18 protein-coding genes are annotated in these 17,838 nt (G+C 63.5%); 9 read left to right on the forward strand and 9 right to left on the reverse strand.

What is annotated here, in order from left to right:
- Positions 1-37: 37 nt before the first annotated feature.
- The 6 genes from aroE to mpl form a co-directional block, all read right to left on the reverse strand.
- Complete coding sequence (gene aroE / locus HWE04_RS11385; protein WP_241812478.1) at positions 38-853, reverse strand: shikimate dehydrogenase; 816 nt, start codon at positions 851-853, stop codon at positions 38-40.
- Between the two features lie 91 nt (positions 854-944).
- Positions 945-1,826, reverse strand: coding sequence for a TonB C-terminal domain-containing protein (locus tag HWE04_RS11390; protein WP_241812479.1), 882 nt, complete (start codon positions 1,824-1,826; stop codon positions 945-947).
- A 55-nt stretch (positions 1,827-1,881) separates the two neighbouring features.
- A complete protein-coding gene (locus HWE04_RS11395; protein WP_241812480.1) occupies positions 1,882-3,975 on the reverse strand; it encodes a ribonuclease catalytic domain-containing protein in 2,094 nt (697 codons plus the stop codon).
- A 16-nt stretch (positions 3,976-3,991) separates the two neighbouring features.
- The gene (locus HWE04_RS11400; protein ID WP_241812481.1) at positions 3,992-4,567 is read right to left on the reverse strand and encodes a chorismate--pyruvate lyase family protein; all 576 of its coding nucleotides are present in this window, start codon (positions 4,565-4,567) and stop codon (positions 3,992-3,994) included.
- A 29-nt stretch (positions 4,568-4,596) separates the two neighbouring features.
- A complete protein-coding gene (locus tag HWE04_RS11405) occupies positions 4,597-5,187 on the reverse strand; it encodes a YqiA/YcfP family alpha/beta fold hydrolase (protein WP_234295300.1) in 591 nt (196 codons plus the stop codon).
- A complete protein-coding gene (gene mpl / locus HWE04_RS11410; RefSeq protein WP_241812482.1) occupies positions 5,184-6,566 on the reverse strand; it encodes a UDP-N-acetylmuramate:L-alanyl-gamma-D-glutamyl-meso-diaminopimelate ligase in 1,383 nt (460 codons plus the stop codon). Before mpl ends, HWE04_RS11405 begins: the two co-directional genes overlap by 4 nt.
- Positions 6,567-6,632: 66 nt before the next feature.
- On the opposite strand from mpl, the gene HWE04_RS11415 reads away from it, so the two are divergent.
- The 9 genes from HWE04_RS11415 (at position 6,633) to HWE04_RS11455 (ending at position 14,380) form a co-directional block, all read left to right on the forward strand.
- Positions 6,633-7,280, forward strand: coding sequence for a hypothetical protein (locus HWE04_RS11415; RefSeq protein ID WP_077235899.1), 648 nt, complete (start codon positions 6,633-6,635; stop codon positions 7,278-7,280).
- The gene (locus HWE04_RS11420) at positions 7,280-7,801 is read left to right on the forward strand and encodes a TlpA family protein disulfide reductase (protein ID WP_241812483.1); all 522 of its coding nucleotides are present in this window, start codon (positions 7,280-7,282) and stop codon (positions 7,799-7,801) included. The genes HWE04_RS11415 and HWE04_RS11420 overlap by 1 nt, the downstream gene beginning before the upstream one ends.
- Before the next feature lie 122 nt (positions 7,802-7,923).
- Positions 7,924-8,361 (forward strand): type II 3-dehydroquinate dehydratase, encoded by a 438-nt coding sequence (gene aroQ, locus HWE04_RS11425; RefSeq protein ID WP_006463608.1) that lies wholly within the window; start codon positions 7,924-7,926, stop codon positions 8,359-8,361.
- A 124-nt stretch (positions 8,362-8,485) separates the two neighbouring features.
- Positions 8,486-8,956, forward strand: a complete 471-nt coding sequence (gene accB, locus HWE04_RS11430) for an acetyl-CoA carboxylase biotin carboxyl carrier protein (protein WP_006463607.1) — start codon at positions 8,486-8,488, stop codon at positions 8,954-8,956.
- Between the two features lie 103 nt (positions 8,957-9,059).
- A complete protein-coding gene (accC, locus tag HWE04_RS11435) occupies positions 9,060-10,439 on the forward strand; it encodes an acetyl-CoA carboxylase biotin carboxylase subunit (protein WP_006463606.1) in 1,380 nt (459 codons plus the stop codon).
- Between the two features lie 63 nt (positions 10,440-10,502).
- Positions 10,503-11,417, forward strand: coding sequence for a 50S ribosomal protein L11 methyltransferase (prmA, locus tag HWE04_RS11440; RefSeq protein WP_241812484.1), 915 nt, complete (start codon positions 10,503-10,505; stop codon positions 11,415-11,417).
- Between the two features lie 3 nt (positions 11,418-11,420).
- The gene (locus HWE04_RS11445) at positions 11,421-12,695 is read left to right on the forward strand and encodes a DUF3426 domain-containing protein (RefSeq protein WP_241812485.1); all 1,275 of its coding nucleotides are present in this window, start codon (positions 11,421-11,423) and stop codon (positions 12,693-12,695) included.
- 102 nt (positions 12,696-12,797) lie between these two features.
- On the forward strand, positions 12,798-13,733 hold the full coding sequence (locus tag HWE04_RS11450; RefSeq protein WP_077235773.1) for a carbohydrate kinase family protein: 936 nt from the start codon (positions 12,798-12,800) through the stop codon (positions 13,731-13,733).
- A gap of 59 nt (positions 13,734-13,792) precedes the next feature.
- The gene (locus HWE04_RS11455; protein ID WP_241812486.1) at positions 13,793-14,380 is read left to right on the forward strand and encodes a peroxiredoxin; all 588 of its coding nucleotides are present in this window, start codon (positions 13,793-13,795) and stop codon (positions 14,378-14,380) included.
- Between the two features lie 117 nt (positions 14,381-14,497).
- Here the strand turns inward: HWE04_RS11455 and HWE04_RS11460 are convergent, their stop codons facing one another.
- From HWE04_RS11460 to HWE04_RS11470, 3 genes are all read right to left on the reverse strand, one after another.
- Entirely contained in the window at positions 14,498-15,037 is a 540-nt protein-coding gene (locus HWE04_RS11460) for a YggT family protein (RefSeq protein ID WP_006463601.1), read from the reverse strand.
- A 248-nt stretch (positions 15,038-15,285) separates the two neighbouring features.
- Entirely contained in the window at positions 15,286-16,116 is an 831-nt protein-coding gene (locus HWE04_RS11465; RefSeq protein ID WP_241812487.1) for a histone H1-like DNA-binding protein, read from the reverse strand.
- 503 nt (positions 16,117-16,619) lie between these two features.
- Positions 16,620-17,795: a ribonucleotide-diphosphate reductase subunit beta gene (locus tag HWE04_RS11470; RefSeq protein WP_006713240.1), complete on the reverse strand. Its 1,176-nt coding sequence runs from the start codon at positions 17,793-17,795 to the stop codon at positions 16,620-16,622.
- Positions 17,796-17,838: the final 43 nt, after the last annotated feature.

Raw genomic sequence — 17,838 nt, forward strand, 5'->3', positions numbered from 1 at the left:
ACGCGTGCCGGCCGGGCCGACCCTGGGCGCAGGCCCCTCATTGCGCCAGTTGCGCGCGCAGGCTGGCGAATACCTCGGCAGTGGCCGGACGCACCCCGCGCCAAAGGTGGAAGGCTTCGGCCGCCTGCTCCACCAGCATGCCCAGGCCATCGCGCACGCAGGCGCCGTGCTGCTGGGCGCTCTGCAGGAAGATCGTGGGCTGGCGGCCATACATCATGTCGTAGGCCAGGGTGTCGCTGCCGTAGACCGACACCGGCAGCGGCGGCAGGTCGTCGGTGAGGCTGGCCGAAGTGGCATTGACGATGACATCGAATACCCCGTCCAGTTCGGCATAGGCGGCACTCTTGACCGGGCCGTGCGAGGCGAACTGCGCAGCCAGCTCGGCCGCCTTGGACTGGGTGCGGTTGACGATCATCAATTCGGCCGGCTTTTGCTGCAGCAGCGGCAGCAGTGCCCCGCGCGAGGCACCGCCGGCCCCCAGCAGGAGCACGCGACGCCCCGCCAGCGCCTGGCCGGCATTGACCACGATGTCAGTCACCAGGCCGGCACCATCGGTGTTGTCGCCCAGGATGCGGCCGTCTTCGAACTTGAGGGTATTGACCGCGCCGGCCAGGCGGGCGCGCTCGGTCAGCTGGTCGGCCAGGGCATGGGCCTCCAGCTTGAAGGGGACGGTGACATTGGCGCCGCGTCCGCCACGCCGCTGGAACACCTGTACCGCCGCCTTGAAGCCATGCAGTGGCGCCAGCAGGCGATCGTAGTGCAGTTGCTGGCCGGTCTGGGCGGCAAACTGTGCGTGGATCTCGGGTGATTTGCTGTGGGCAATGGGATTGCCGATGACGACGTATTCATCCATGGTGGTCCGCCTGCTCCCTTGTTCTCTGTTTTCGTTGAATGGTCCGCCAGCGCTCCTGCCCCGCGCCGCTGACCCTCAGTGCGTCAGCCTCTCAGCCGGCCCCCAGTTCCGCCTGCACACCCTGGTCCCGCGTGAAGCGGAAGCGGGTGATGATTTCCCACACATCGTCCTTGCCGCTGGTGCGCATGTTCTCCGGGAAGCGGCCGAACGGCGCCGAGCGGCGCACGATGGCCACTGCCGCCTGGTCCAGTGCGGCATTGCCGGAACTGGACCTGACCACCACGCCGCCATCGCGTTCATAGATGGTGCCGTCCTGGAAGACCGGGATGACGATCAGCAGTTCACCATAGAGCTTCTTGCCGTCCCGGGTCGGGAAGTTCAGGGTACCGATCTTTTCTATCTTGTCCTGCAGCGTCTTGTAGTACTGGGCATAGCCGACTTCACGGGTGCTGGGCGTGATCTGGGTCTTCTTCGGGCGCTTGTTGTATTGCTCGATGTTCTTTGCGACCTCGGCTTCCATGCGCGCCATGGCCTTGGCCGTCTCGGTCATGTCGTGCGCGTTGGGCTGCGGCGTCTCGACCGGCTTGACCTGGTCGGCGCTGGTCACATGCTGCTGTGCCGCCTGCAGCTGCGCGAGCATCTTGCGCTGCTGCTGTTCCAGTTCGACCACCTTGCGTTGCGCGGCCTTGACGCTGTCGCCGCTCTCGACCCGCTGCATGTCCGGCAGCGGTGACTTGGCGCGGCCGTCCTCGGCATTGCCGCCCCCATCCAGGTTGGCCTGCGCCAGGGCCTGGGCGTTGACCGGCTTCTTGTCGTGCTTGGCGTTGACCAGGATGACTTCCAGTTCCGGGTCGGACGGCTTGAAGCGGAAGGCATCGGGCGCGGCGAAGTGTACGGCCAGCAGCAGGCCGTGCACCAGCAGCGAGATACCGAGCGCCACGCTGAGCAGGCGATGTTGAGCAAACAGGTTCACGGCAGGCAGGCAAAAGCGACGATAGGGACAGCGGCAATTCTACGCCAGCACCGCCTCATTGCGCCGCTGCGGCGGGCGGGTTTTCGCCATCGGCCGCTGCTTCCGTTTCAGCGGCAGCGTCGGGTTCACCCTCCCCGGCGTCGGTCGCTTCCTCGCTGGAGGCATCCTCCTCGCTGCCCAGCGCAGCCATGCCCTCCAGCAACTCGTCGTCGTCTTCACCCAGATCGGTGGCCAGCGCCTGAGCCGCCGCAGCCGGCACTTCCAGCAGGCGTGCTTCCACGCTGAGATCGACCTCGTCCCAGCGCAGCAGGTCGAGCTTGACCTGCAGGCCGCGCGCCAGTTGCGGCAGGCCTGGCATGCGCAACACCAGCGGGATATCGACCAGGCGCAGGATTTCGTCCTTCAGCACCACCGCTTCCACGGTGCGGGCGTTTTCCTGGGCCAGCCAACGCAGACACCAGTAGCGCTCCATGGTGGACTGGAAGTCGGCATAGCCGGAATAGGCCGCGTCGAAACCGGAGACGATGGCGAACAGGTCGGCGTCACGCGGCTTGAAGGGCGCCACCAGCGGTGCGGTCACGCCATGCTCGATGCAGGCCAGGATCTGCCACTGGTTGACCAGGTCGGTATAGCGACGCAGGGGCGAGGTGCTCCAGGCGTACTGGTCCACGCCCAGTCCCTGGTGGGGGGCGGCATGGGTGACCATGCGCACCTGCATCTTGGCGGCCCAGCCGCCGGCACCGCCGCCCTGGGCGCGATAGATGCCCGGCACGCCATGGTCGGCCATGAGCTTGCCCCAGGTGCTGTTGGCGAAGATCATCAGTTCGGCCACGATCTTGTCCAGCGGCGCGCCACGACGGCGCCGGACAATGCTGACCACGTCGTTCTCGACATAGAAGTTGAAGTCCACGCGGTTGTTCTGTTCCGGCCGCAGGCCGAAGGCCTCGCGCTTGGCCATGCGGCCCTGCTCCAGCAATTGCACCCATTGCCAGAGCAGCGCGATCTCATCCTTGTGCGGATAGTCGCCGCGATTCTCGGCCAGGGCTTCCTCGGTGACCAGGTCATCGAGGTCGTTGTGGCGCAGGTTGGCGGCAATCGGCACCAGTTCGGCACGGGTTTCGGTGGCCAGCACTTCCCAGCTGGCCGGGTCCAGCGTGGCATACAGCGACAGCGCCGGGCGGGCGGCGCCGGCATCCAGGGTGTAGGTAGCCACCAGATCGTCGGGCAGCATGGTGATCTTTTCGCCCGGCATGTAGACGGTGGACATGCGCGCGCGCGCCATCGCATCGATGGCGTCGCCACGCTTGATGGCCAGGCCCGGTGCGGCGATGTGGATGCCCACGCGCAGCTTGCCGTCGGCCAGTCGGGTCACCGACAGTGCATCGTCGATTTCGGTGGTGGTGACGTCGTCGATGGAGAAGGCCTGCACATCGGCGGTGGGCAGGTCTGTGGTCGGCGCGGGGATGTCGATGGCCGGGAAGCCCGTGCCACGCGGGAAGAACTCATGAAGGAAGCGCGCATAGTGCAGGTCCTTGGGCGAGGCCACGCCGCCGGCGGCCAGCATCAGGCGCTGCGGGGTGGTCTGCAGTTCCTTGGCGGCGGCGTCCAGGGCCTTGTATTCGATGCCGTTCTTGTCCGGCTTGAAGAGCAATTGCAGGGCGATAGGACGGAAGGCCTCGGGCAGCTTGTGGGCCTTGAGTTCTTCCACATAGGCGGCCTGCGCCAGCAGTTGCTGCTTCTTCTTTTCCAGGCCGGCCAGGGCGGCCTGCAGCGAGGCTTGCGGGGCCGCCTTGTAGCGGCCGCGACCCTTCTTGTAGAAGTAGATCGGCGCGTGATGCAGGCACAGCAGGAGACCCGCGGCTTCCGGTGGCAGGGGCGCGTGGCCGAAGTACTCGGCCGCCAGTTCGGTGAAGCCGAACTCTTCCTCGCCGGCCACTTCCCACAGGAAGTCCAGGTCGACCTCGGCGGCGATGGCCTGCGCCTGCTCCAGCAATTCCTGCGGCGCGGGAGAGGCGAACTGCAGCAGCGCGTCGCGCGACTTGACCTTGGTGCGCTTGCCGGAGGCCATCTCGACCTGGTAGGACTCGCCCTGCTGGGTCATGATGGAGCCGGCCTTGAAGTCGCCGGATTCTTCGAACAGTAAATTCATCTGCTTCTATCGCTTCTCAATCTGGTACATGGGCCGGCACCGGACGCATCAGCGCCTCCAGTGCCGGCAGGAAAACATCGGTGACCATCAATATCCCGCCGCGCCGCGTAAACAGGGAGCGGCGTGCCAGCAGGGTGGTCGGTAGCGGGGTCTGCGGCAGGGCCTGCGCGATGCGGCGCATCAGCGGGTGGCCGGATATCAGGCGAGCATACTGGATGGGGCGGCGCCCGACCAGCGGATCAAAGAACAGGTTGGCGCCCAGCGGCGTATTGCCCAGCTTGCTGAAGAAAGGCCAGTCGGATTTCACCGATCCGGTGGACAAGACGGTGTGACCAAACACCACCGGCCGGCCGTCGCAATGCAGGATCACGTCGCGCTCGACCACCCGGCTGCGCGCGGGCAAACCCAATGCCTCGTGCTCATCGGCCAGGATCACGGCGGGCCGCTGGCGCAACAGGCGCACGCTGAAGGCGTCGGTACGGGCCTTCAGTTTCAGGGTCATGGAACCGGGGTCGGCCAGCCAGGCGCGCACGCAGCGCATGCGCTGGCCCTCGGTGGCCAGCAGCGTTGCCAGCGCCTGCGGGTGCGCCATCCAGCGCGCCTTGCGCGGGACACATCGCATCAACGCAGCACCTTGCCCGCAGGCGCGACACCGCAGAAAGCCAGCACTTCGTCCAGGTAGTCCACGAATTCGGCCATGCCGTGGTCGCTCCCCTGGATGACGATCTGACGCGCACCCGGGTAATGGGCCACCATCTCGCGCCAGTCCAGCACTTCGTCGCCGGTGGCGGCCAGCAGCAGGTAGCGCTGCGGGCGGCTGATGGCCGGGACCACCAGCGAGCGCAGTTCGGCGATGTATTCGTGCTTGAATTCGAAGGGTTCGTCGGAGTGATACTGGGTGCTCACGCCGACATAGGATTCCAGGTCGCGTGGCGGCTTGACCGCCGGATTGAGCAGCACGGCGCGGCAACCGAGGTGTTCAGCCAGCCAGGTGGCATAGAAGCCGCCCAGCGAAGACCCGACGACAGTCAGCTGCGCCGGGTCGACACCGGCCACCAACGACCCGGCCAGGGCGATGGCTGCGGCGGGCGAAGCCGGCAGTTGCGGGCAGAGGTAGTCGTCCTGCAAGCCCAGCTCGGCCATGCGCTGCCCCATCACCCGCGCCTTGAAGGATTGCGGCGAGGAACGGAAACCGTGCAGGTACAGGATCATGCCAGCGCGTCCAGCAGCTTCTGGTGTACGCCACCGAACCCGCCATTGCTCATCACCAGCACGTGGTCGCCCGGCCTGGCGGCGGCCTTGACGGCCTGCACCAGGGCATCGAGCTCATCGAAGGCGGCCGCCTTCTGGCCCAGCGGCGCCAATGCCTCGGCCAGGTCCCAGCCCAGCGCGTCGCGTCCGGCGCGGGCGCCGAAGCCGAACACTAGGTCGGCCTCGGCCAGGCTGCCGGGCAGGGCTTCCTTCATGGTGCCCAGCTTCATGGTGTTGGAACGGGGCTCCAGCACGGCCAGGATGCGGGCGTCACCGACCTTCTTGCGCAGGCCGGCCACGGTGGTGGCGATGGCGGTCGGATGGTGGGCAAAATCGTCATAGACAGCCACGCCATTGGCGCTGCCGCGCAGTTCCATGCGCCGCTTGACGCTCTGAAAAGCCCCCAGCGCCTCGATGGCCTGGGCTGCAGGCACACCCACATGGCGGGCGGCGGCGATGGCCGCCAGGGCGTTCATGCGGTTGTGCTCGCCGGTCAGTTCCCAGACCACGGTGCCTTGCAACTGGCCCTCGAAGAAGACATCGAAGCGCCCGTCCTCGTGGGTCTGCAGGGACCAGCCCGGCTGACCCTGGGCCACGCCGAAGTCCTCGCGTTCGCTCCAGCAACCGCGTTCCACCACGCGCTGCAATGCCGGCTCGCGGCCATTGACGATGAGTCGGCCGATGCCCGGCACGGTACGCACCAGATGATGGAATTGGGTCTCGATGGCAGCCAGATCGGGGAAGATGTCGGCGTGATCGTATTCCAGATTGTTCAGGATCGCGGTGCGGGTACGGTAATGGACGAACTTGCTGCGCTTGTCGAAGAAGGCGGTGTCGTACTCATCGGCTTCGATGACGAAGAAGGGCGAAGGTCCCCCCTGGCCGTCGCTGCCCAGGCGCGCCGAGATCCCGAAGTTCATCGGCACCCCGCCGATCAGGAAGCCGGGCTGGTAACCCGCATGCTCCAGCACCCAGGCCAGCATGGCCGAGGTGGTGGTCTTGCCGTGGGTGCCGGCCACCGAAAGGACCCATTTGTCCTGCAGGATGTTCTCGCCCATCCACTGCGGGCCGGAGACATAGGGCAGGCCGCGATTGAGGATTTCTTCCATCAGCGCATTGCCGCGCGAGACCACGTTGCCGATGACGAACAGGTCCGGCTTCAACTCGACCTGGGACGGCTCGAAACCCTGGATCAGGGTAATGCCCTGGGCTTCCAGCTGGGTGCTCATCGGCGGATAGACATTGGCATCGCAGCCGGTCACGGTATGGCCGGCCTGCTTGGCCAGCACGGCCAGGCCACCCATGAAGGTGCCGCAGATGCCGAGGATATGTATATGCATAGTCAATCTTGGGCTGTAATCCCGCGATTTTACCTGAGGCGGCGGGCGCCACCGCTAACGAGTATCATGGCGGCCATGTCTGAATTCGAATTCACCTCCCCCACCGAGCAACTGCGTGCAGAGATTGCCGCCGCCGCTGCCCGCATGATTGCCGAGGACGGCGCCGACTATGGCAGCGCCAAGCGCAAGGCCGCCCGCCAGATCCTGGGCAACCAGAAGGCCAGGGGCGAGATCATGCCCGATAACGAGCAGATCGAAGAAGAAGTGCGCATCTACAATGAACTCTTCTTTGCCGACACCCAGCCGGCGCGCCTCTTGCACCTGCGCCGGGTAGCGCTGCAGTTGATGCAGGATTTGCAACATTTCAATCCTTACATCACCGGCGCAGTCTGGAATGGCACGGCAGGTGAACATTCGGACATCCACCTGCAGCTGTTCTCGCCCAGCGCCAAGGATGTGGAAATCTTCCTGCTTAACAAGAATGTGAACTTCGAGGTCGGCGAGACGGCGCACTTCCGCACCGGTCAGGCGGTCGAGACCCTGAGTTTCCTGCTGCCCCAGCGCGGCGCCGACCCGGAATTGGCGCACCTGGCCCTGTACGACGAAGATGATCTGCGCGGCAGCCTGCGCGTGGCGCCCGGAAAACGTGCCGACCGGGGCGACGCCGCCGCCCTGGCGCAACTGATCGAGACCACTTCAGAAGAAGACGTGTGATGAAGAAACTGAAAAATGTGATCCTGTTGGCCGTCGTTGCCGTGATTTGCGTGGGTGTAGGCATCTATGCCAGCCATCGCGCCCACCCCGCTGACTCACCCGAGACGCTGGCGCTGAATCAGCTGCTGTCGCAATCCATGCCGGATGCCGCCGGCCAGCCCCAGTCGCTGGCGCAGTACAAGGGCCGACCGCTGGTGGTCAACTTCTGGGCCACCTGGTGCGGCCCCTGCGTGGAGGAAATGCCCGAGCTGACAGCCTTGCAGCAGGAAATCGCGCCGGTGCAAATTCTGGGAATTGGCGTGGATAGTCAGGAAAATATCGCCAAGTTTGCGCAAAAGTACCAAATCCGCTATCCTCTCTTTGTTGCCGGAACCGGCGCCACCGATTTGCTGCGGCAATTCGGCAATCAGGCAGGCGGTCTCCCCTTCACCGCTCTGGTGGGCAAGGACGGCAAAGTCAAGAAGGTCTACCTGGGTCGCATCAAGTTCGATGAACTGCGTGCCGACCTCTCCAAGCTCTGATAGAGCAACGCTGGCGCAAATGCATGCGCGACTGCAAATCCGTGAAAAGAAAGTTTTTCTTGCCAAATGATGCCATTTGACGGCAAAATGCGCGCATCGTCGTCAAACGGAGCTTAATCTCCATGGCAAAACAGCTTCTCCTGCTCAATGGCCCGAACCTGAATCTGCTCGGGACCCGGGAGCCGGAAGTCTACGGATCCACCACGCTGGCTGATATCGAGCAGCGCGCGCAAGACCAGGCCCGGGCCGCCGGTGCGGCCCTGGTCGCGTTCCAGAGCAACCATGAAGGTGCGCTGATCGACCGCATCCATCAGGCCCGCCACGAAGGGGTGGACGGCATCATCATCAACCCGGGTGGACTGACCCATACCAGCGTGGCGCTGCGCGATGCGCTGGCCGGGGTGGCGATTCCCTTCATCGAGGTGCATATCTCCAATATCCACCAGCGTGAGCAGTTCCGGCATTTTTCCTACCTGTCCGGCATTGCCCGGGCAGTCCTGTGCGGCTTCGGTGTCGACGGCTATCGCATGGCCGTGGACCATTGGCTGCGTCAATCCTGACGGCGGGCCCGCCCCGTCCCGAACGGATCGTTTCACGTACTGCAAGACCTTGACTGAACCTGCCGGCCGCGACAGAGCGCTGGCGCTTCTCTAATATTACTCATCTACATTCCGAGGGATTCAAATGGATTTACGAAAACTCAAGACGCTGATCGACCTGGTTGCTGAATCGGCGATCGAAGAGCTGGAAGTCACCGAAGGCGAAAGCAAGGTCAGGATCGTCAAGTCGTCCCCGAATGCGCAGAACCAGGTGGTAATGGTGCCGCAACAGCAGGCCTATGCCCCGGCCGCTGCCCCCGTGGCAGCCGCTCCGGTGGCCGCCGCTGCGCCGGCCGCGCCGGCCGCAGCTGCCGTGCCGGAAGGTCATATCGTCAAGTCGCCCATGGTCGGCACGTTCTACCGCTCCTCGGCACCGGGCGCTCCGGCCTTCGTGGAAGTGGGCAAGGAAGTCAAGGAAGGCGACACCCTGTGCATCATCGAAGCCATGAAGCTGCTCAACGAGATCGACGCCGACAAGGGTGGCGTGGTCAAGCAGATCCTGGTGGAAAACGGCCAGGCGGTCGAGTTCGGCCAGCCGCTGTTCGTGCTGGGCTGATCGCATTCAGTCCCTGGCCTGGTCGGCAGGGTCGGTGGTCCTTACGGATACGGCCCTCCTCCGGAACCTATAACGCTTGAACTGGCGACGTCCCATTCCTGTTATGTTTGAAAAAATCCTCATCGCCAACCGTGGCGAAATTGCCCTGCGCATCCAGCGCGCCTGCCGCGAATTGGGTATCAAGACCGTGGTCGTGCACTCCGAGGCCGACCGCGAAGCCAAGTACGTAAAGCTGGCCGATGAGTCGGTCTGCATCGGCCCGGCCCCTTCCGCGCTGTCCTACCTGAACATGCCGGCCATCATCAGCGCGGCTGAAGTGACCGATGCCCAGGCGATCCACCCGGGTTATGGCTTCCTGTCGGAAAACGCCGATTTCGCCGAGCGCGTGGAACAGTCCGGCTTCGTCTTCATCGGCCCGCGCGCGGAAAACATCCGCATGATGGGTGACAAGGTCTCGGCCAAGCAGGCCATGATCCGCGCCGGCGTGCCCTGCGTGCCCGGTTCGGAAGGCGCGCTGCCGGACAACCCCAAGGAAATCGTCCAGATCGCCCGCAAGATCGGCTATCCGGTCATCATCAAGGCCGCTGGCGGCGGCGGTGGTCGCGGCATGCGCGTGGTGCATACGGAAGCGGCGCTGATCAATGCCGTGACCATGACCAAGACCGAAGCCGGTGCCGCCTTTGGCAATCCGGAAGTCTATATGGAGAAGTATCTGGAAAATCCGCGTCACGTGGAAATCCAGATCCTGGCCGACGAGCACAAGCAAGCCATCTGGCTGGGCGAACGCGACTGCTCCATGCAGCGCCGCCACCAGAAGGTGATCGAGGAAGCACCGGCACCGGGCATCCCGCGCAAGATCATCGAGAAGATCGGCGAACGCTGCGCCGAAGCCTGCCGCAAGATGAACTACCGTGGCGCCGGTACCTTCGAATTCCTGTACGAAAACGAAGAGTTCTACTTCATCGAGATGAACACCCGCGTGCAGGTCGAGCACCCGGTCACCGAGATGATCACCGGCGTGGACATCGTGCAGGAGCAGATCCGCATCGCCGCAGGCGAGAAGCTGCGTTACCGCCAGCGCGACATCGAGCTGAAGGGCCACGCCATCGAGTGCCGCATCAATGCCGAGGACCCGTTCAAGTTCATCCCCTCGCCGGGCCGCATCACTTCCTGGCACGTACCGGGTGGTCCTGGCATCCGCGTCGATTCGCATGCCTACTCCGGCTATTTCGTGCCGCCCAACTATGATTCCATGGTCGGCAAGGTGATCGCCTACGGCGCCACCCGCGAACAGGCCATCCGTCGCATGCAGATCGCCCTGTCGGAAATGGTGGTGGAAGGCATTTCGACCAATATCCCGCTGCACCGCGAGCTGATGGTCGATGCCCGTTTCTTCGAAGGCGGAACCAATATCCATTATCTGGAACATAAGTTGTCGGAGCGTCCGACGGCGCCGGATGCGGAAAAGTCGCTGAAGAAGTAAGCACGCTCCAATCGCAACAACAAGCAACAACGCGCAACATCACGCAACAGCAAAGGCAGGCATATGGCTTGGGTAGAAATCGTCATCGAAGTGGCGCGGGAAGAGGCGGAGGCACTGTCCGACGCCTTGATGGAATCTGGCGCCCTGTCGGTGTCGGTGGAAGATGCGGACGAAGGGACGGACGCCGAGCGTCCGCTCTTCGGCGAACCCGGCATGGAGCCGGAGGAAGCCGCCTGGGACCGCAGCCGCGTGGTAGCGTTGGCCGGCAAGGATGCCGACCACGCCGCCATCGTAACCGATGCGTCCAAGGCCATCGGCCTGGACTACGCCCTGCCCTTTGCGACGCGTAACGTGGAAGAGCAGGACTGGGTGCGCCTGACGCAATCCCAGTTCGAGCCCATCCACATCGGCCAGCGTATCTGGGTCGTGCCGAGCTGGCACGAAGCGCCGGCCGATCCCGATGCCCTGGTGCTGGAACTGGACCCCGGTCTGGCCTTCGGCACTGGCAGCCATCCGACCACCCGGCTGTGCATGGAATGGCTGGAAAGCAATGCCGCCGGTGCCCGCACCCTGCTGGACTACGGTTGTGGCTCGGGCATCCTCGCGCTGGTCGCGGCCAAGATCGGCGTTCCCCAGGTCATTGGCGTGGACATCGACCCGCAGGCGCTGGAAGCCGCCCACCACAATACCGAACGCAATCACTGCAGCGCGACCTACTATCTGCCAGAACCCTTCGCCCAGGCCTACCCGGAAGGTGAAAAGTTCGACGTCGTGGTCGCCAATATCCTGGCCGGCCCGCTGCAACTGATGGCGCCCATGCTGGCTGGCCGCGTGCGTGCCGGCGGGTCCCTGGTGCTGTCGGGCGTGCTGGCGCGCCAGGCCACGGAGGTCATCGCCGCCTATGCACCCTACATCACGCTCTCGGTATGGGCGGAGCATGAAGGCTGGGTGGCGCTGGCAGGCCGCCTGCCGGAGTAATCCATGGCGTTGGCGACCCAGTGTCCGCACTGCCTGACCATCTTCAGGGTCGCCAGCGACCAGCTCAAGCTGCGTAACGGACTGGTACGCTGCGGCAGTTGCCGCGAAGTCTTCAACGGTAATGAGTTCCTGGTCGAGCCCAGCATCGCCGACGGTCATTACCAGCCGATTCCGGGCAGCAAGGCGCAGGCCGGCGCACTCCCTGCAGCGGCCACTGCATCAGCAGCGCCCGCCATCACAGCCAGGCGCAACCCGCCCTCGGCCTCCCCCTCTTTCCAGACCCAGCCCGACCCGCTACCCGAGGTCAGGCTGCCGGTGGCACCTGCCGTATCAGAAGCAGCACCACCGATGGCGGAGACCCCAGCGACACCGGCAACTCCGGCGCCCCCGACCACGGCCGCCATTCCGCTGATCGCGGAACCCAAGGTGTTCCGCTCCCCCGCCAGCCCGGGCTATATCCCCGATCTCGGCGCGCCCCTGAAGCTGTCCCAGCCTGTGGACAACGACAAGCCGGATCAGACCGGGCCTGCCGCGGACGAAGACCTCGATACCGGCGCCCTGCTACGTCGCTCCTCCGACCCGGCTGAAGACCTGGCGGCACCGCCCGAGGTCGCGGCCGTCTTCAGGATCGACAATGAAACGCCGCCAGCATCGGCAGATGTCACGCATGACGTCGAGTCCGCGCCGATCGAGCGCGAAGAGAGCCTGGAAAACCAGGATCACGCTGCCGTTGATGAGCAGCAGGCGGCCGACGAGCCCGGTTTCGTCAAGCGTGCCGAGCGCAAGGCGCGCGTCGGCCATGCGATGAAGATGCTGATGATGGTGCTGGCCGGCGTGATGGTGCCGGTGCTGCTGCTGCAATCGCTCTATTACTGGCGCAATTCGCTGGCGGCCTCGGTGCCGGTGCTGCGCCCCATGCTCAATGGCATGTGCGTCGCCTTGCATTGCACGGTGGGATTACCGGCCGAAATCGACCGGCTCTCGCTGGAATCCAATGAATTGCAGGTGGTACCGCCCAACCAGAACGTCTATGCGCTGTCCATCGTGATGCGCAATCGCGGCACCAGCGCCCAGGCCTGGCCGCACATCGAACTCACTCTCAACAACGATGACGAGAAGGCCGTGGTGCGAAAGGTCTTCCGTCCACGCGACTATCTCGCCGATGCCGGCCTGATTGACAGCGGCCTGGCCGCTGACAGCGAGCGCCAGATCAAGCTCAACTTCGAGCTCAAGGATGCGCTGGTGTCGGGGTATCGCATCTACCTGTTCTATCCCTGATCCGGCCCTGTCTCCGGCCTGTCCTTGCACCGTGAGGTGCTGCCTGCGTGCCGCTTTTCTTCTACAATGCGGCATCATTCACTTTTCCCGGCGGCCATCTCCATGAGCTCACTCATCTGCGGTTCTCTCGCTTACGACAACATCATGCAATACGAGGGCCGCTTTGCCGAAGCACTGCTGGCCGACCAGTTGCACAAGGTCAACGTATCCTTCCTGGTTCCGACCATGCGTCGCGAATTCGGCGGTTGCGCCGGCAACATCGCCTACAACCTGAAGCTGCTGGGTGGCGAGCCCATCGTAATGGCTACCGTCGGCCTGGACAGCGCACCCTATATGGAACGCTTCGCGGCACTGGATATCTCCACCCGCTGCGTGCGCCAGATCGAGGACTCGTTCACCGCGCAATGCTTCATCACCACCGATGCCGACAGCAACCAGATCACCGCCTTCCACCCGGGCGCGATGACCTGGTCGCATGAGAACAAGGTCGCCGATGCCGGCCCGGTCAAGTTCGCCATCGTGGCGCCGGATGGTCGCGACGGCATGCTGCAGCACGCACAGCAGGCGGCCGAACTCGGCATCCCGCTGATCTTCGATCCGGGCCAGGGCATGCCCATGTTCGACGGCAATGACCTGAAGAACTTCATCGACCTGGCCACCTATGTCGCCGTGAACGACTACGAAGCCGAGCTGCTCACGGCCCGTACCGGGCTGACGCTGACGCAGATCGCCGAACGGACCAAGGCCCTGGTGGTCACCCGCGGCGAACTGGGCGCGGAAATCTTCGTAGCTGGCCAGAAGTTCGATATCCCCTGCGTACCGGCTGACCGCATCGCCGACCCCACCGGCTGTGGCGACGCTTTCCGCGCCGGCATGCTGTACGGTCTGACCGAAGGCTATGACTGGGAAACCACCGGTCGCCTGGCCAGCCTGATGGGTTCGATCAAGATCGCGTCGCAAGGTCCGCAGAACCATGCACCCACGCGTGCCGAGATCGAAGAGCGCTTCCACAAGGCTTTCGGTTACCGCTTCGGTTGAGACCGGAACGCACGTCGCCTCTGCACAGGCCATTCGCAAGACAGACCAGGAGATCGATCATGCCAGACCATTCATCCTCGCCGCGCCAGGTACGTCTCTTCCTGCGAAGCCTGATTGCCGGCGGCGCGCTGCTGGCGGCAACGCTGGCTTCACCGCTGGCGCTGGCGGCACTCAAACCCGGCGACAAGGCCCCCGAGTTTTCGGCGCCGGCCTCGCTGGGTGGACAGGTCTCGACCTTCTCGCTCTCGGCCGCGCTCAAGAAGGGCCCGGTGGTGCTGTATTTCTACCCGGCGGCCTTCACCTCGGGTTGCACCATCGAAGCCCACCTCTTCGCCGAGGCAGTGGATCGCTACAAGACATTGGGGGCGACGGTGATTGGCGTGTCCGGTGACGATATCGAGACCCTCAACAAGTTCTCGGTCAGCGAATGCCGCAGCAAATTCGCCGTGGCGGCCGATGTCGACAAGAAGATCATGAAGGCCTATGACGCGCAGTTCATGAAGGTGACCGGTTATGCCAGCCGCACGTCCTACGTGATCACACCCGACCATGCCATCCTCTACGAATACACCGACATGAATCCGGAGAAGCACGTGGAAAACACGATGCAGGCACTGCAGCAGTGGGCGGACCGGCAGAAACGCTGACCGGGGCAATGACGATGATGCCCGCCGTGTCTTCGATGCCCCGGCGCAGCGCTACAAAACAGAAGAGCCGGACAAGTCCGGCTCTTTTTTCGTCGCAGCGATGATCAACGAGGATCGTCAGACCGCCCCGAACAACAGGCCGCTGACCACCCGCACGGCGATCTGCAGCAGGATCAGCAGCACCAGCGGCGACAGGTCCACGCCACCCAGTGGCGGGATGATACGGCGCAGCGGGCGCAGCAGTGGTTCGTTGAGCGCGCGCACGAAGGGCGCCAACGGCGCATAGGGATTGACCCAACTGAAGATGGCTTCGATGATCAGCGTGGCCATGAAGCCATAGCAGATCCATTCGAAGAAGCGCTCCAGCGCGATGAGCAGGATGAGCTTGAAATCAAAATTGGTCTGCAGTCCGAGGATGGCGATGATGGACAGCAGCACGATGATGAAGGCGCCCAGCAGGGATGCCCAGTCATAGGTCCCGCCCGGCAGCACCCGGCGCAGGGGGCGTACCAGCCAGTCCGAGAGCTGGTAGACGAACTGGCCCACCGATTGCGGCGGACGCACGCGCACGACCTGCATCCAGAAACGCAGCAGCATGACACCGGCCAGGATGCTGGCAACGGCATTGACGATCATCGTGAAAATACTATGCAGCACAGGGTTCTCCATCAGTGAGAGGCAGGGCACATACTAGAGTGCATGCGACATCGGTGCAATCCTCACGCCATGCACCGAAGCAGAGGTGGGAGCAGAGGCGGGCATGCACGATCCTTCATATATTGTGCCATCCCTCGTGATTGCCAGAGCCTTGCGGCCCGCAATGCGGGTATAAAAAAACCGCTGCATGGCGGCATGCCATACAGCGGCTTTTCGTCTGAAGGACTCAGACGGGACGCGCGCCGATCTTACGGACGGCCAGCGCCGGTCGGGAACGGCCATGCGGCGGCCGGGTTCAGCACGGTCTTGGCGGCCGGTGCTGCAGCTGCCGGCTTGACGGCTGCCTTCTTCGGAGCGGCGGCCTTCTTGGGGGCTGCCTTCGGAGCTGCTGCCTTCGGTGCGGCTGCCTTCGGAGCTGCAACCTTCTTGGCGGCTGCCTTCGGCGCTGCGACCTTCTTGGCGGCTGCCTTCGGAGCTGCAACCTTCTTGGCGGCTGCCTTCAGGGCTGCGACCTTCTTGGTTGCTGCCTTCGGAGCTGCGACCTTCTTGGCGGCTGCCTTCGGAGCTGCAACCTTCTTGGCTGCTGCCTTCGGAGCTGCAACCTTCTTGGCTGCTGCCTTCGGTGCTGCTGCCTTCTTGGCGGCTGCCTTCGGTGCTGCTGCCTTCTTGGCTGCTGCCTTCGGAGCTGCAACCTTCTTGGCGGCTGCCTTCGGAGCTGCGACCTTCTTTGCGGCTGCCTTCGGTGCTGCAACCTTCTTGGCGGCTGCCTTCGGTGCTGCTGCCTTCTTGGCTGCTGCCTTCGGAGCTGCAACCTTCTTGGCTGCTGCCTTCGGAGCTGCAACCTTCTTGGCTGCTGCCTTCGGAGCGGCGACCTTCTTGGCGGCTGCCTTCGGAGCTGCAACCTTCTTGGCTGCTGCCTTCGGAGCGGCTGCCTTCTTGGCAGCGGCCGGCTTGGCGGCGGCCTTCGCTACGGTCTTCTTGGCAGTAGCCGCGACGACCTTCTTGGTGGTTTCCTTAGCGGCTGCTGCCTTCTTTGCCGCCGGCTTCTTGGCCGCGGGCTTCTTTGCTGCTGTTGCCATTTTGTTTCTCCTTCTTCACGTGAATGGAAAAAATCAAGCTTGATATAAGCAACCCGCAAGCGACATCGCGATGACGCGGGCGGGTTATTCATCGGCACAAGCAGCCTGTCGCTTGCGCTAATGAATTCGGCACCAGCTGAACTGCTGCATCCCCTCACCTATGCAGCGCTTCAGCTATCTTGGCGACGCCCCTCCGGTAGTGCCCGCGCAATGGCGCAGGATGAAGTCGACTACGGGAGCAGGCGCGACACCAAAAAAAACGCCAGCGTGTTCAAACGCTAGCGTCGGAATCGCGTTCCTGAAAAACTTCGGCGTTTTTCAAAGGAAAAGCCGCCTGACCCGACACGATGGGGTTAAGCGGCGATAACAGAGAAGAATGGTTCGGTCTCTGACTGTTCATTAATTTGGCGTATGCCTTTCAGTTTCAGCGGCTGGGTATCTTGCAAGCTACCCGACCACCGTTGTGCATCCTGTCTCGCGGAAGAGTACTTCGAGACTGCACGTCATTCCCAACTCAGCGCGCCCCCGGTTTGGTATTCGATGACTCGGGTCTCGAAGAAGTTGCGCTCCTTCTTCAGATCAATCATCTCGCTCATCCACGGGAACGGATTTTCTTCTTGTGCGAACAGCGGGTCCAATCCGATTTGCTGTGCGCGGCGGTTTGCGATGAATCGCAGGTAGCCCTTGAACATGGTGGCGTTCAACCCGAGCACGCCTCGCGGCATTGTATCCTCTGCGTAACGATATTCCAACTCCACCGCGCGTAAAAACAACGATTTGATCTCTTCGCGGAATTCAGGAGTCCACAGGTGCGGGTTCTCCATCTTCACGGTGTTGATCAGGTCGATGCCGAAGTTGCAGTGCATCGATTCGTCACGCAGGATGTACTGGTACTGTTCGGCCGCGCCCATCATCTTGTTCTGTCGACCCAGTGCGAGGATCTGCGTGAAGCCCACGTAGAAGAACAGACCTTCCATGATGCAGGCGAAGACGATCAGCGACTTCAGCAGCTTCTGGTCATTCTCCATCGTGCCGGTCTTGAACTCGGGATCGGTCAGCGTATCGATGAAGGGGATGAGGAACTCGTCCTTGTCGCGGATCGAAGCGACCTCGTGATAGGCATTGAAGATCTCGGCTTCGTCCAGGCCCAGCGACTCGACGATGTACTGGTAGGCGTGGGTGTGGATGGCTTCCTCGAAGGCCTGGCGCAGCAGGTACTGGCGGCACTCGGGTGCAGTGATGTGGCGATAGGTGCCCAGCACGATGTTGTTGGCGGCCAGCGAGTCGGCAGTGACGAAGAAGCCCAGGTTGCGCTTGACCAGACGACGCTCGTCCTCGGTCAGGCCGTTCGGATTCTTCCACAGCTCGATGTCGCGCTGCATGTTGATTTCCTGCGGCATCCAGTGGTTGGCGCAGCCGGCCAGGTATTTGTCCCAGGCCCACTTGTACTTGAAGGGGACCAACTGGTTGACGTCGGTGTGGCCGTTGATGATGCGCTTGTCGGCAGCGTTGACGCGACGGGTGGTATCGACCGCGTCGGCCTTGCCGGCCATGAGCGCCGGGTTCAGCGCAGCATTGGACTGCTGCACGTTGCCGAAGGCAGGTTGCAACTGCGGCTGCGCCATGTTCGGAGTGCGCGGCGCCTGGGTCGGCTTGGCTTCATCATCCCAAGAAAGCATCTGTGGTTCCTCTTTACTGTGTCGGGAGCTGCCGGCCGGTGAC

Source organism: Herbaspirillum sp. C7C2, assembly GCF_022627865.1.
GTDB lineage: Bacteria > Pseudomonadota > Gammaproteobacteria > Burkholderiales > Burkholderiaceae_D > Herbaspirillum > Herbaspirillum frisingense.